This is a genomic window from Butyrivibrio fibrisolvens (assembly GCF_023206215.1).
GTDB lineage: Bacteria > Bacillota > Clostridia > Lachnospirales > Lachnospiraceae > Butyrivibrio > Butyrivibrio fibrisolvens_C.
Genome location: NZ_CP065800.1, coordinates 673,684 through 689,227, shown reverse-complemented (window position 1 = coordinate 689,227; position 15,544 = coordinate 673,684). Strand labels below are relative to the sequence as shown.

At 40.7% G+C, this 15,544-nt stretch carries 12 protein-coding genes; 5 read left to right on the top strand and 7 right to left on the bottom strand.

Annotation, left to right across the window (positions count from 1 at the left end; all coding sequences use genetic code 11):
- Positions 1–194 precede the first annotated feature (194 nt).
- Positions 195–1,064: a class II fructose-1,6-bisphosphate aldolase gene (fba, locus tag I7804_RS02825; RefSeq protein WP_027218983.1), complete on the bottom strand. Its 870-nt coding sequence runs from the start codon at positions 1,062–1,064 to the stop codon at positions 195–197.
- A gap of 359 nt (positions 1,065–1,423) precedes the next feature.
- Between fba and I7804_RS02820 the strand changes: the two genes are divergently transcribed.
- The 3 genes from I7804_RS02820 to I7804_RS02810 all read left to right on the top strand — a co-directional run bounded on the left by I7804_RS02820 (position 1,424) and on the right by I7804_RS02810 (position 3,956).
- The gene (locus I7804_RS02820; protein ID WP_022754676.1) at positions 1,424–2,119 is read left to right on the top strand and encodes a hypothetical protein; all 696 of its coding nucleotides are present in this window, start codon (positions 1,424–1,426) and stop codon (positions 2,117–2,119) included.
- A 302-nt stretch (positions 2,120–2,421) separates the two neighbouring features.
- The gene (locus tag I7804_RS02815) at positions 2,422–2,670 is read left to right on the top strand and encodes a TIGR03905 family TSCPD domain-containing protein (protein ID WP_022754675.1); all 249 of its coding nucleotides are present in this window, start codon (positions 2,422–2,424) and stop codon (positions 2,668–2,670) included.
- Between the two features lie 218 nt (positions 2,671–2,888).
- Positions 2,889–3,956, top strand: a complete 1,068-nt coding sequence (locus I7804_RS02810) for an undecaprenyldiphospho-muramoylpentapeptide beta-N-acetylglucosaminyltransferase (RefSeq protein ID WP_242994387.1) — start codon at positions 2,889–2,891, stop codon at positions 3,954–3,956.
- Positions 3,957–4,070: 114 nt separating this feature from the next.
- Here the strand turns inward: I7804_RS02810 and I7804_RS02805 are convergent, their stop codons facing one another.
- The 6 genes from I7804_RS02805 to I7804_RS02780 all read right to left on the bottom strand — a co-directional run bounded on the left by I7804_RS02805 (position 4,071) and on the right by I7804_RS02780 (position 13,715).
- The gene (locus I7804_RS02805; protein ID WP_027207415.1) at positions 4,071–4,760 is read right to left on the bottom strand and encodes a response regulator transcription factor; all 690 of its coding nucleotides are present in this window, start codon (positions 4,758–4,760) and stop codon (positions 4,071–4,073) included.
- Positions 4,738–6,225 (bottom strand): sensor histidine kinase, encoded by a 1,488-nt coding sequence (locus tag I7804_RS02800; protein WP_022754672.1) that lies wholly within the window; start codon positions 6,223–6,225, stop codon positions 4,738–4,740. Before I7804_RS02800 ends, I7804_RS02805 begins: the two co-directional genes overlap by 23 nt.
- 907 nt (positions 6,226–7,132) lie before the next feature.
- Positions 7,133–7,627: a flavodoxin family protein gene (locus tag I7804_RS02795; RefSeq protein WP_051213013.1), complete on the bottom strand. Its 495-nt coding sequence runs from the start codon at positions 7,625–7,627 to the stop codon at positions 7,133–7,135.
- Between the two features lie 350 nt (positions 7,628–7,977).
- On the bottom strand, positions 7,978–10,221 hold the full coding sequence (locus I7804_RS02790) for a helicase-related protein (RefSeq protein WP_248404818.1): 2,244 nt from the start codon (positions 10,219–10,221) through the stop codon (positions 7,978–7,980).
- Positions 10,222–10,272: 51 nt separating this feature from the next.
- A complete protein-coding gene (locus tag I7804_RS02785; protein WP_248404816.1) occupies positions 10,273–11,307 on the bottom strand; it encodes a CPBP family intramembrane glutamic endopeptidase in 1,035 nt (344 codons plus the stop codon).
- A gap of 158 nt (positions 11,308–11,465) precedes the next feature.
- Positions 11,466–13,715 (bottom strand): TaqI-like C-terminal specificity domain-containing protein, encoded by a 2,250-nt coding sequence (locus tag I7804_RS02780; RefSeq protein WP_248405930.1) that lies wholly within the window; start codon positions 13,713–13,715, stop codon positions 11,466–11,468.
- Positions 13,716–14,167: 452 nt separating this feature from the next.
- On the opposite strand from I7804_RS02780, the gene I7804_RS02775 reads away from it, so the two are divergent.
- Positions 14,168–14,647, top strand: coding sequence for an S-ribosylhomocysteine lyase (locus I7804_RS02775; RefSeq protein ID WP_022754667.1), 480 nt, complete (start codon positions 14,168–14,170; stop codon positions 14,645–14,647).
- Between the two features lie 146 nt (positions 14,648–14,793).
- Entirely contained in the window at positions 14,794–15,495 is a 702-nt protein-coding gene (locus I7804_RS02770) for a 5'-methylthioadenosine/adenosylhomocysteine nucleosidase (RefSeq protein ID WP_034488135.1), read from the top strand.
- The last annotated feature ends 49 nt before the right edge of the window (positions 15,496–15,544 follow it).

The window sequence follows — 15,544 nt, the reverse complement described above, 5'->3', positions numbered from 1 at the left end:
TGGAAGAAAAAGATTTGATTCAATAAGATATGAAAAAGACGATGCAAGAAAAAGATCTGATGCAGTAAGTCATAAAAATAATCTGATACTGCACGTACAGAAAGATATTTAATCTTATAAGAAAAACTGAATAGATTAATCAAAAAACCGGCCGCCAACAAGCGACCGGTTTTAATATAGTCAAATTAAAAGGATTATTCGTCAGCCTTACCAACAGAACCGAACATTTCCATCTTCTCTTTAACTGTAGCCTTGATAGCTTCGAAGCCAGGAGCAAGAAGCTTTCTAGGATCGAATCCCTTACCTTCAAGATCCTTACCTGCCTCAATATACTTTCTTGTAGCTTCAGCAAAAGCAAGCTGGCACTCTGTGTTAACGTTAACCTTAGAAACACCAAGTGTGATAGCCTTCTTAACCATCTCTGCAGGGATACCTGTACCACCGTGAAGAACAAGTGGAAGCTCACCTGTGAGCTGCTGGATAGAATCAAGAGTCTCGAATGAAAGACCTTCCCAGTTATCAGGATACTTGCCGTGGATGTTACCGATACCAGCTGCAAGGAAGTCAACGCCAAGATCAGCGATCTGCTTGCACTCGTTAGGATCAGCGCACTCACCCTTACCGATTACGCCATCTTCTTCTCCGCCGATAGCACCAACTTCAGCCTCGATAGAAAGTCCTCTGTCGTGAGCTGCCTTAACAAGTTCCTTAGTCTTCTCGATGTTCTCAGCGATCGGATAGTGTGATCCGTCGAACATGATTGAAGAGAAACCAGCCTCGATGCACTTGTAGCATCCTTCGTATGAACCGTGGTCAAGGTGAAGAGCTACAGGAACGTCGATGTCGAGATCCTTTAAGAGTCCGTTAACCATGTTTACAACAACATGATAACCACCCATGTACTTGCCTGCGCCTTCAGATACACCAAGGATAACAGGGCTTCTGAGTTCTTTTGCTGTAAGCAGAATAGCCTTAGTCCACTCAAGGTTGTTGATGTTGAAGTGACCTACTGCATAATGTCCGGCTTTAGCTTTTTTAAGCATGTCAGCTGCATTTACTAACATAATGAAATCCTCCTTTTAAAAAACGGTTTCAAAAAAGTGTTTGTGAAAATAATATCACAGTGAAAATTATAGCATACAGTAAGGCAAATGGAAACCATAACATTTATCCACATTTCTTATGAAATAAAGGGATTTTTTATCTGATAAGGGATATGGCATCGGATGCGTACATGTCATTCGTCACGACAAAATGCATTTCGTCGGGTGAAAATGACGTTCTATCTAAAAAGGGTTTACAAACAGTTTTTTTAACTTATAATGAGATCACGGTTTGCGAAATACCGCAATCCAAAAACGCAAAGTCAAAATAGTTTTGACTTAAAAAATAAGAGGGGCGACAGACGCCGGAGGGAATATTTATGTTAAAGAACAAGCTTTTAAAGACATTCACAGCACTTAGTGCAGCAGCAATGATCGTAACAGGAGCAGGAGCAGCTACAACTATCACAACATTTGCAGCAGAATTCGATCCTACTTACTATGCTACAACATATCCTGATGTAGCAGCAGCATGCGGAACAGATGCTCAGGCACTTCTCAACCACTACCTTACATATGGTCAGAAGGAAGGTCGTAAGCCTTCAGCTACAGCAGCAGCTGGTGAAGCAGTTACATCTGTAAAGACAACATCCACAACACCTGCACCTGCAGCAACAACAACATATCATGACTATGCAGCAGGTCAGCTCAGCACACTTCGTGCAGCATCAGGTCTTGGCGCAGTAACACATGACAAGAACCTTGATTCTATGGCTACTAACATCATGAACACATACATGGCTGGTGGAGACGTTAATGCTGTCACAAACACAATGAACGCTCTCTTCGCACAGTATGGTCTTAACTATACAATTGGCGGATTCACATGCTTAAAGCTTCCTGCAGCATATGCTAAGGGACTTACATATGAAGAACTTGCACCTGTTATGATTCAGGTTGCATATCCAAGATCAACAGATGTACTTGGCCACAATAGAGTTACAGCTCTTGGATGCCACATTGCTTCTGATGCAGCTGGTAACGTATACTTCGTATTCGTAGTAGCTGGTAACTAATTTTGGCTTCTTATAGGTGTTGATCGCTTGCGATACCAATAATAAATGATGTAATGAAAACCCCTGCCATCTCCCCGTTTGGCAGGGGTTTTTATTTGGATGATCCATCGGTGATGCAGCACTGCTCAAGTTGAAAGCCAGAATCTGTAAGTACTATTTACGTGATCAACTTACTAATCTTGTTTGTAAATTATGATGGTCGCATCTTAACAGCTAATGTGATACAATTAAAAATTGCAAAATGTAGGATAATTCAAGAACCGGTAATATAAAGTTCTAAATGGCTTAGGAGATAATATACTATGGAAACAGTTTATAAGACCAAGGGCACATGCTCAACACAGATCAAGCTTGATATGGACGGCGATATCATAAAGTCTGTATCATTTACAGGCGGATGCAACGGTAACCTTCAGGGCATATCCAAGCTCGTAGAAGGAATGAAGGCAAGCGATGCCATCGCAAGACTTGAAGGCATTAAGTGCGGCTTCAAGCCAACATCATGCCCTGATCAGCTGGCACAGGCTTTAAAAGCAGCAGTTAACGCATAAATATATCTTTGATATTTAAGAATATTATTTCGGGAATACATATTTATCTGAGTGTCAAAAGAGTCTTTTGACCTGTACATCATAAGAAAACAAAGTTCCTGCAAGGCGGATGAAAAAAGGTGTTATAGCTTATTTATATCTGATCAAATATGGATGAGACAATACACCGGATCATGTTTATAGCGCCACTTTAAATGCGGGATTTTAGAGGTGTTGATTTGGCAAAAAAAATAGTACTCACAGGCGGCGGAACAGCAGGACATGTTACGCCCAACATAGCTCTTATACCATATCTCAAAGAGAAGGGATATGAGATCATCTACATAGGATCTTATGACGGTATTGAGAAAAAACTCATCGCCGATTTTGACATTAAATATTATGGAATATCTACAGGTAAGTTCCGTAGATATTTTGATGCCAAGAATTTTACGGATCCTTTTAGAGTTATTAAGGGATTTGCCCAGGCAAGGAAAATCCTCAAAAAAGAAAAGCCTGATGTTCTTTTTTCCAAAGGAGGATTTGTAAGCGTGCCGGTTGTTAATGCGGCAGCAGGACTTAAGATCCCGTGCATCCTTCATGAATCAGATCTTACTCCCGGACTTGCCAACAAGCTCTGCGTCCGCTCTGCAAGGAAGATATGCTGTAACTTCCCGGAGACCATGAAGTACCTTCCTGCTGACAAGGCAGTTCTTACAGGTACACCTATCCGCGATGAACTTATGACAGGTAAAGCCATGGCCGGCAAGATGCTCTGCGGATTCACAGATTCCAAGCCTGTTCTCATGGTAATAGGAGGAAGCCTTGGTGCGCAGTCTGTCAATGAAGTTGTACGTGAAGCCCTTCCCAGGATCCTTCCTTATTTCAACGTGATACACATCTGCGGCAAGGACAAAATGGACAATATGCGTCTGGATGTACCTGGCTACAAGCAGTTTGAATATGTTAAGGCTGAGCTCAAAGACCTCTTCGCTCTTGCAGATATTGTAGTGTCAAGAGCAGGCGCTAACTCAATCTGCGAGCTATTGGCACTTCATAAGCCCAACCTTCTCATACCTCTTTCCAGCAAGAACTCAAGAGGCGATCAGGAACTTAATGCCAAGTCATTTGAGCAGCAGGGATTCTCTGAAGTTATATTAAGTGAAGACCTTGATGAAGACATACTTATAGAGAAGATACACGAGATCTATGAAAATAGAGACCAGTACATGGCCCGTATGACAGGTTCCGGTCAGCGCAATGCCACCAAGACCATCATACGTATGATAGAGGAAGAGGCTAACTAAAACTGATACGCGCTTATAACATCGGCGGTGCAATATCCTCGAAGGCTTTGTAAGGGACGTTGTCTTGCAAAACCATCGAGGATATTATGTTTTCTATTAACTCAAATATATGGTTTATGCCTTAAATCTGTAGCCTACTCCCCAGATGGTTTCTATATACTGAGGGTTAGAGGTATCAAGTTCGACTTTTTCACGGATTTTCTTGATATGAACGGTTACAGTTGCGATATCACCTACGGAGTCCATATTCCAGATCTTTCTAAAGAGCTCTTCCTTGGTATATACGTGGTTAGGGTTTTCTGCAAGGAAAGTCAGAAGATCGAATTCCTTGGTAGTAAAGCTCTTTTCCTCGCCGTCTATGTATACTCTTCTTGCTGTCTTGTCGATCTTAAGACCTCTTATCTCAATGACATCATTCTTGGTAGTGCCGGAGCCTACAAGGCGGTCATATCTTGAAAGGTGAGCCTTAACACGGGCTACAAGTTCTGATGGAGAGAAAGGCTTTGTAATATAGTCATCAGCTCCAAGTCCAAGACCTCTTATTTTGTCTATATCATCCTTCTTGGCAGAGACCATGAGGACCGGCATATCCTTTTTTTCACGGATGTGTTTGCACACTTCAAAACCATCCATTCCCGGAAGCATCAGATCCAGGATCACAAGATCGAAGTCCTCTGACAGGGCTCTCTGAAGACCTGTGTCTCCTCTGTTCTCAATCTCAACTTCAAAGTCTGAAAGTTCAAGGTAATCTTTTTCAAGGTCAGCAATAGCTTCTTCATCTTCAACTATTAGTATTCTGCTCATCGTATCCTCCTGTAACTGGTTCTGTGTATTTGCGCAGTACGAAATGCATCGTCGTACCTTCACCTTCATGGCTGGTTGCCCATATATAACCGCCATGATCTTCTATTATCTTCTTGACTATAGATAGACCGATACCGCTTCCCTGATGCTTGGAATTGCGGGATGAATCGGTTCTGTAGAAACGCTCGAATATATTGGCAAGGTCCTTCTGGGCTATGCCGCGGCCATTGTCCTCTATCTCGATCCTTATAGAATCCACCTCATCCAGGATCCTTATATCGATCTGTCCATGATCGTCATTCCTGTCCATGTATTTGACGGAATTAGAAACTATATTATTGATAACACGCTTGAGCTGCTCGGGATCAGCTATAACTATTGTATCAGGTGCAGTGAGATTAGAATAGTTGAGCTTGATGCCCCGGCCTTCCATATCCATTCCAACCTCTTCAACGCAGTCACCAAAATAGTCCGCAACATTGAGCTTCCTGAAGTTATAAGGGATCCTGTTATTATCAATTGACGAATACAAAGTCAGCTCATTGATAAGATTGTTCATATCATTGGCTTTGTTATAGATCGTCTTTAAGTATTTCTGCTGTTTCTCAGGAGTTGTTGCAACTCCCTCCATAAGCCCCTCTGCATAACCCCTTATAGTAGTAATAGGAGTCTTAAGGTCATGTGAGATATTGCGGATCAGCTCCTTGTTCTGCTGCTCGTGCTCGAGTTTTTCCTGGGCGGATTCCTTAAGGCGCAGTCTCATGTCTTCGTAGTTACGATACATCTCGCCGATCTCGCCCTTTTCCATAGAATCGTTGAGCCTGTAATCGAAGTTGCCGTCCTTGATTTTCTGCATAGCTACATTGAGTTCACCCAAAGGCTTGAAGATACCGCTTCTGGTCCATGCAGTCAGTATTAGCGACGTAAGGAGCAGTATAGCGCACATAGCCACGAACATATATCCGAAGAACTCAGGAGCTATCAGAGTTTGCAATGAGAACACAATAAAAAGGGATCCGTTAGTTCCGTCAGACAAAGTGAAATCGAACTGCCGTATGAGTTTTTTTTCATCATTATAGAAAAAACCACTCAGATGATCCGGACCACTCCCGTATTCAGGTAAAATTAAGGTTAGATCGTTATCATCATTACTAGAACCATTGTAACTGATGATATCACCTGACTGCCTTACGATCACATAGCCACCTTCCATAAGAACTTCTTCATTGATCTTATCAAGGTATGCGCTATCAGTCAGAATATCCGGGTTAGAAGCTATATCCTGACCTATCTTCTCGAAGATATCATCGGCAATCCTCATGTACCTGGTGTTGTCATATATGAGATTTTTGGTATTGCCTTCATTCATGATACCGCCAATCAGTATGAATGCCATAGTGATAAGAAAAAGAGGCAGGAGTACCATAGTCACTGCGGTTATTGTAAGTTTTGTTTTTAGACGCATAATAAGCCATCCTTTCGCTTCTTACATTAATATAAGTATACCATTTTAATGCAGCTGTTGGTAACATGCGACTCTGAACAATCTGTGAAGGCTTGATAAAATAGTTATAAATTTACAGATTCTATTACCGTTATCGGGATGTAAAACCAAATTGGAGTTAGATGTTAAGTAATAGTAAACCGGTAGTTGCTCATTTTATATACGATATAAGATCAAAATGATCATTTATAATCAATAAGATACTCATAGAATCATTTTGATATATTAAGAAAAAGATCCTTATTTGATTGTTTTTATATTTTTGATAAAAAAGGCTTAAAACAAGCTGATTTTCGAAAATCATAAAGTGCAGTAATACAGCGCGTTTGAGCGACGCGGAAAAATAAATGTAACAATTTTGAAATATTTACTAGACAAACTGTTTCAAATAATGTAATATAGTTTTCGAAGGAAATAAGCGAAGACACAAAATATTGTAAAATACTACATTTTGTAAAATCTAATTTTTGATTTTATAATTCTTGATTTTTTAAAAAAGTTGTAATAGTATACTATTAGTATACAAGAACCCATTAAGGGTATATATTCGGATTTTACCCGATCCGGATTTTACCATATATCATCCCTATGTAACTTATGACAAGACATCAAGTTAAGACAGCTTGGGAGAAGACGTGACTTCTTATGCATCGCATACTTTGGTCTTCTTACGACATCTATAGGACTTACATTTTGTAGTGTCATAGTTACAACACCAATCACTTAACCCCTAACGAAGAACGGCATCGATGTTACCCCATCGATGCCGTTCGCTATGTGTCTTAATATTAGTGTACTGACTCATTCATATTTGATCAGATCACTTGTCTATGAATTTATCTACTGCGTCATAAAATCTTGCCAATTATCAGTTGCTGATCCTGTGACAGAAGTTCTGGATCTGTGAATCGGTATCAGCTGTATTCTTTAAAGGATTCTGAAGTGATAGAGTCTCAACAACATTGTTGCCAATAAGAGCATCTTCAAGCTTTAGAAGCATCTTCTCAGCATTGCCGCTGGCAGATGAAGCGATGAGATATATACGCTTGCCCTGTATCTTGTTGTCACGAAGAAAGGCTCCTATAGAAGGTGCATAAGTGCCTGCCCATACAGGCGAAGCTATAATGAGCTGATCGTAGTCACTTACATTATATTTGAGACTTTCAAGATTTGGAAGTTTATTAAAAAGAGCAGAATGCCCCCCTGCAAGGAACTTGCCAAGGCCCTTTCTGGGCGGCTCGGTATCAGGAATAAGGCGTTCTATATCAGCGCCTAGATACTCCTTAACCTTAGTAGCAACATATTCGATATTCCCCTCAAACGAATAATAGACCATTAAAGTCCTAACAGAATTTTCTCCCATAAAAACCTCACTTGCTACATGTTAGCCATCAGGAATTTAATAATGAAATCCCTGATACTACATACTTGTGCAATGTTTACATACCCTCAATAATTCATACAGCGTTAAATACGAAACTGCGCGATTCTAAATAATATAGTCAAAAACCTTAGGAATAAGTAATATCAAACACAAACTCCCAGTGCTTCGCAAGATTCAGTATCAGTAATTAATTTAAGATAATAACAGAAATAATAACGCGTAAAAATATAATAAACGATAACGAAAATATATACAACGCCAGTTTATGTAACAATATTTAATCATTTATAAATATTTTTATGATATAAAAGAATACAATCATATGCCCCTCAATATCCCCCGTAGAAGGGTGAGCGCATATGCTTTTCGTAGCATTCGGAGCAGATGTTATAGGGGGAGTTCCACTTGATCTGCTTGCCGCAGCTTCGGCACTTCCTCTTTACAAGCTCCTGCTTGGACAGAACCTCCATGATCTTCACCGCAATATCAGACCGTGCCTCGCTCACCTCTTCATACTCTTCAGGCAGACCGAAACGCGTCAGATAGTAGCACAGAAGATCGCATACCTGATAGTTCTCTTCAAGGAAAGATAAGTCTTCTGCATTGTAGGAAGTATTCAAAACCTCCGGAATGAACCTCCTGTAATCGAAGATATCATGCTCTATCTCGCAGTCAGCCATCTCTTCCCATATCATAAAAAGGTTGACGTTGTCTTCATCAAAAGGCATAGTGATGAACTTATATATAAGCTCCTTGTCATCAGTTTTCTGCTCAAGGAAGCGGCAAAGCTTGATCTCCACAGACAAGTCTGTCTGATTGAAAGCATCGTTTTTTTGCTGTATAGCTCCCCATCTTGTGAAGATATCCGACAGACTTCCATCAAGGCCAAGGAGTGATTCAGGGAAGGGGAGAGCCACCTTCTCTATAGGCTCAGGAGCTGATTTGAAAGCGTTTCTTATGAGATTTTTACGAAACTCTGCATTGACGTAGCCTATATCATATAGACCTCGTCTTCCGGCTCTACCGCCTATCTGCAGGATCTCCTCGGTTCTAAGCGGGCGTTTGGTCATACCATCGAATTTCTCGGATTCAAGGAATACAACTCTTCTTATAGGCAGGTTCATGCCCATTCCGATAGCATCTGTAGCTACAACCACGCTTGTCTCACCATCTGTGAACTTCCTGACTTCTTCTTTTCTTACATCATATGGAAGAGCGCCATAGATGATACTGCATGATATCCCTATACCCTGAAGTTCAGCAGCGCATGCAAGCACATTCCTTTTGGAAAAAACGATAAGAGCATCCTTGTTCTGAACATCATCCGGGAAGGAGAAGTGATCCTTTTCAACAACCAGCTGAGTAGCCCTTTCGTGGGTTATGACTTCATAGGAATCTCCGCAGTCTTCAATAAGCTTGATGGCGATATCTCTGCCTTCAGGGGCGCCGCACAGGTGTACCTCATCTGCACATACACCTAGTATTGCAGCTGTCCACATGCGGCCGCGCTGCCTGTCAGCTATCATCTGTATCTCGTCTATGACAGCTACGTTGTAGTGTTTGGCGGTGTCCAGCATCTCGATGGTAGATGCCTGATGATCCCGTATATCAGGACATATATCCTCTTCACCTGTCTTCATACGGCATGGTACCCCATCTGCTGTGAGCTTTTCGTATACTTCATGAGCCAGAAGGCGCAAAGGCCCCAGGTATATGCCGACAGCAGCTCTTTCAAGAGCCTGTATGGAATCATAGGTCTTACCGGAGTTTGTAGGACCTATATGCAGGATGAAGTGCCTTTTCATCCTCCTTGCAGCAGGATATAGATCCGGATAGTGGTCAGGTATTTCTTTTAGTATATTTGCAGTCAGAAGCTCTGCAGCAGATTCCTCTTGCCTTTTGGCTTCTTCAAAGTCGTGATATCTTGGATTGTACCACAGCATATCCCTTATATCTTTGATACTGTAAGGAGCACTTATCATGTTATAGCAAGGATCCATGACCCTGTTGTAAACGCGGGATTTTATAAGCTTTCTGATACGCAGAGACTGCTTTGGCGTAGTGCAGGAATCTATATAATCGCTGACCTCTTTGGAGGATGCTATGATCTTATCCTCCATTTTGCCGTAGAGAGCATTTCTAAGTTGTCTGCTTAGAAGGATGCTCATGCTCTTTTTCTCAAGCTGATCTAGAAATACTGAGTAGTTGTCTGCTGTAATTGGAGCTTCAGACTTGAAATACGTAACCTTCTGAGTTTTAAAGAAATTAACAAGTTCTTTTGACAGATCATCTATAAGCTCTTCATCCTGCATTATTATCTGCGAAGGATCCATTCTCTCTATATAAGCGACAGCCTTGCCAAAACGCTCCTTCTCCAGCTTTTGCTCAGGAGTGCCGGCTTTGTTCTTTTTCTTATGACGTTTTTTCTTAGAAGTAGTGCCCTTGGTATCCGGCGAAGGACCGTTTTGCGATTGTGTATCCACTGGTGCACTGCTATTACTATTATTATCAGAAGCATCCACCAATAGTCTATCAATGGCAGAGCTGTCTGCATTACCACGTATATTTTTCATAGGTAAACCTCTTAATACTTTATCACTACCCTAGCTGGAGGCTTGAATTATTTACGCCAAAAAGGTTGTGATCGTTCCGTACAGACATAGTGCCAGGAAGAATCCAAATCCGATAGTAACAAAGGCTGTCTTGAACCTTCTTCCTTTTGGAAGCTCCATGGAAGCTTGTTCTATGCGGAATTCTTTTTTGGCAAAAGATTTGATCCATAGAATGATGCCGGCGATAAATAAGATAAGCTCAGCCAGTATATACATTCCATATATAGTGATCCCTGATATCTGCTCAGGTGATAATGTCTGTATAACAGTAGCAGCGTCACTTGACTGCAAACTACTTAGCACCTCGTCAGAGACAAGGGATCCTATCGTAAGAGGTATCACAGATCCCCAGAAATTAAAAGCCATATGAAGTCCGATAGTATATCTGATGTTGCCGGAGCGGATGTAGATGTATGCCAGCAGAAGTCCAAGTGCAAATGCATAGAAGATCTGGAAGATATTCATATGAAAGAGGCTAAAGCATAGTGCTGAAAAGATAAGAGAGAGCATCTCCCCGTATTGCCTTGTCCTGTCTATCACGAATTTTCTGAATATCATCTCTTCAACGATTGGAGCCAGTACGACTACAGTTCCTATCTGCCAGATATTGACTTCTGTAACCAGGTCATTAAGAGGGTTGGTGGCAGATCCGTCAGAAAGGGCAGAAGCAAGCAGTATACTAAAAATATTCAGAAGTAAAGTTAGAGGTACCATCATCACAAAGTATGATATCAGCTTTGATACAGGTATCTTCTTTTTGTCAAAAGGAGCTTTGGGAGCAATCCTGAAAAAGAGCATAGTAAGCGGAAAAGCGATAACATACATAGGGATCAGAATGAGGACATAATTAGCCCAGTCAGAAGATGCGATCGACGGATCGCCTTTTGAGAGGATTATAAGTGCGATCTGCATTATTATTTGGAAAAAGGTTGAGATTATACCAAATAAAAACAGGCCAAAGGCTGATATATTGTATGCAAAGCGCCCCTTTTTGACCTTGATATCATCGGATATAACACTAGCTTCTAAATTAAAATTATTGTCCATATACACCTCAAATAATCTGGTTAACAAAACTTCCACTTGAACTGACCGACGTCCACAAAATCATTACAGGAGCAGACAGTATATAAATCATTATATGACGTAAGGGTCAAAGGAACTTATGACACCTGCCTCATTATATGAAAGTCTGAATAAAAGAATTATGACTCATACATGATTTTACCATGAATACAGCTATACTGAGAACTGCTAAGGCCATATGCAGATGCGATCAGGCGGTCGAGTTCTTCATATTCAGACATATTAGTAATATCAAAGTGAGCATCAGTACACGATATCGGAGGATCATGCATTTGTAAATCCATGATTCTATCCACAAGCTCTATGATCTTGGTCTGCTCATCTTTGCTTACAACAGGGATCGGTATCTGTTCAAGGTGAGATCTTAGAACTTTGACAGAATTAAAACTCTTCTTATAATAAAAGCCTGCAGGAGATGAGTTGAGAACAGCCAGTATATATTTGATATCAAGCCCCGGCAACTTTGGTATTAGTATATTGCAGCTATTAAGAGATAACATGCCGTCCTTGTCATAGGCAAATATCAGATCCTTGTTGATGAAGCGGTACACAAGCTTCTCTGGCTGCCTGTAGACATCTTCATCTGCAACCTGCTGGAAGCTTTGCGGATCAAACTTTATGAATCTGTCAGGAACTGATATGTGATATCTTGAGATATCGCTTCCTTTAAGGACTACCTCGTAGCCATCCGGTATATTTGCGTATTTATGATCTATATTATTTGAATCATTTATATCGTAAGAAGATAACGGCGTTCTTCTTCCAATACTGTTCCCACGTGCACCGTCAATCCTGTCTATTATGAATCTTTCGTTACTGCCTGTAACTATCCCCAGAGCGAATATCGCATTATCTTTAAGATATACACGATCTGGAGATCGCATGGTTTCTAGAATAGAGTATTCCTCATCATTGCAGTAGAAGCTTAGACTATCAGCAGATACTTTTCTATTAGAATTTATGACAAAAGAAGATGACCCTTTCCAGGAAGCTTTTGTCCCTGAGAGATCTTCCACTATCATACCTTTTGTATTAATAGAATCGCCTGTCTTTAATAGCTGCAGTATTACACAAGGACAAGCTACATTACTAAATACATTACCAAGATATGCAAGGTAAGTAATATTACAGCAGGATATTATAAGTTTTCTAAGAGCCTTATGGATCTTTACTGTAAGAGCTGCTTCAGGGAGTACAAATGAAAGCTTGCCACCTTTTTCCAAAGTCAGAAGCGCCTTCTCTGTAAATATAGCAAATGACTCAACAGATCTGCCGCAGGCGGTTTTGTATGTTTTCTTATAAAGCTTACATTCTGATTCGCCAAAATCATATCCCCATGGCGGATTGCCTATAATATAATCCGGGGCAAAAGACTCATCTTCGAACAGATCACAGGTCTTATCAGAAAGGAAGCTGCCACATCTTATGTTCTTCTTGATAACAGGGATGTACGCAGCACCGTATCTAAGTGCAAGACCTATCCTTGCTATGCAGACACAGATAGGATCTATATCGCAGCCGTATATATTCTGACACTCTATATCATCAGGAAGCTGTATCAGAAAGTTCCCGCTACCACAGCAGGGATCGAGGATCGTAAGATCTTTTGACGCATCTTTAAAGGGCGCATCATTATTAGGATCATTGTCTTCATAGCAGGATCCTATATGCAAGTTGTCAATGGACTTTCTGACAATATCAGTCGGAGTATAGTAGGAGCCTGCATTCTTCCTGCTACCTATATCTCTCAAAGACATGTATAGAAGACCGAGAGTATCAACTCCCGGCTCGTATTTGAAACTTAGTGATACAAGGTATGGATGGCGATCCTTAAGATTTTTTAATATACCTTTGTAAGATGAAGGTTCAGAGGTATCATTTATTGCCTTATCTGTATCGAAAGTAGAATCAGATTTTTTATAAGGTAACGTATCAGAAATCTTATAAGAAAATGCCAGTTCATCTATAAGTTCTTCTACGTATTCATCGAAGACTTCTTCGCCAAAGGCATCATGAAAAAGCTGCACCGCATAATATGCAAGAATGCAGCATATATTAGCCCCTGATAATATGATTTCATTACTTGTCAGATAATCTGAAAGATCCTTGATTTTAGGAAGACAATCGCAGTTTTTTGGAACATAAGAACTATAGAAAAAAGATCCGGATATGAACTTCTTGTTGCGGCGACTATTTAGCGCCTGTATCCTGCCGGAGGCTATATCATTTTTGATTGATGCAACATATTCTTTTGAAAAAGATGGCTCTATAGAGTCAGAAAGATCGGCTTTGACCTTGCCAAGTCTAAGCCAGTTCTTACCCGTTGCTTCTGAAATTGAAAGCTCATTGCACAGCTCTTTTAACGTCATTTTCAAAATTATCCCCTAAAATGTGAAAGAGACAGATCGCGGGTGCTTTAGCCATAAAGCCACTGCGCTGTCTCTTCCCTGCGCCTATCCACGACAAGGCCTTTTAATCCTGCCGCTGCGCTGCGCCAAAAGCGCTACTCCTACCGCAATTAATGTTATTGGAATTCATATGGCGTGTCAACTGAAAAAGTATGAAGTTATTGCTGTAATGCTTCTTAGAATTAAATATGAACGAGTCAGCACACTAGATTATTATAGTGATCAAAAGAAAAGCGCAATCTAAAAAACAGGCTTATTGCAGTTTGCAGTAAGCCTGTTTTGACTCTTCAAAATATATTTAAAATCTGTTAAACTGTATGCTGAAAAGTGGCAAAAAGTTTTTTAATGACCATTAGAGCGGAAAGATAAACCAAACGATCAAATGCGTTTTATATGGAAAATGGAGAGATATAATGGAGAAGATAGCAAGCTTTACAGTTAATCATCTGGACCTTATGCCCGGAGTTTATGTTTCAAGGAAAGATAAAGTCGGAGCAGAGACGATCACAACTTTTGACCTTAGGATGACAGCTCCTAACAGAGAGCCTGTCATGAATACAGCAGAGATACATACCATAGAACATCTTGGAGCTACATTTTTAAGAAATGATCCTGAGTACAAGGACAGAGTTATCTATTTTGGACCTATGGGATGCAGGACAGGCTTTTATCTTGTAATGGCAGGTGATCTTACAAGTAAGGATATCGTATCCCTTGTGACCAGAATGTTTGAATTTGTAAGAGATTTTGAGGGAGACATCCCTGGAGCAGCTGCAAGAGACTGCGGCAACTACCTTGATCAGAATCTTCCTATGGCCAACTTCCTTGCACGCAGATATCTTGAGAATACACTCTACGATATCAAGGATGACAGACTCGTATATCCTGAGTGAGTTAATTCCCACCACCTAAAGGTAATGAGCTTTTTTGCTGAGATATTATAAAGGCTGATCAAGTACCGATATAAAGAAGATATATTGGATGATGTACTGATTCACTGGAGTATTTGACTTTTTTGACATAGTAAAAGGAGAAATTGATGGCTTATAAAATTGGTATTATAGGTGCAATGGATGTTGAAGTTGCAACATTAAAAAAGGACATGACTATAGCAAGGACTCTGTCTCGCGCGTCAATGGACTTTTTTGAAGGTAAGATCGGAGATACTGACGTAGTTGTAGTAAGAAGCGGTATTGCCAAGGTCAATGCCGGTATCTGTGTTCAGATCCTTGTAGATGAGTTCAAGGTTACCCATATCATCAATACAGGTGTTGCAGGATCCATGGATGCAAGGATCAATATAGGAGACATAGTTCTTTCTACAGATGCCTGCTATCACGACGTAGATGCAACGATCTTTGGATACAAGAAGGGTGAAGTTCCGCAGATGGGAAGACTTGAGTTCCCTGCTGATGAGTGGTTAAGGAATAAGGCCAAAGAAGCTATCAAGGCAGCAGATCCTGACCTTGGCATCTTCGAAGGACGCGTTATAAGCGGAGATCAGTTCATAGGTGGAGGCGTTTCCAAAGAGCCTTTGAAGGAGTTTGGAGCTCTGTGTACAGAGATGGAGGGAGCAGCTATCGCTCAGGCATCTTACCTTAATAAAGTTCCATTTGTTATCATCAGAGCCATATCAGACAAGGCTGACGGATCTGCAGAGGTTGAGTATCCTGAGTTTGAGGCCAAGGCTGCCAAGGACTGTGCAAAGCTTGTTGAGTACATGATGCAGCATCTGGACTGATAAGTTATTTAGATGAATCTTCTAAAAAGACTTCCCACGATCATATAGC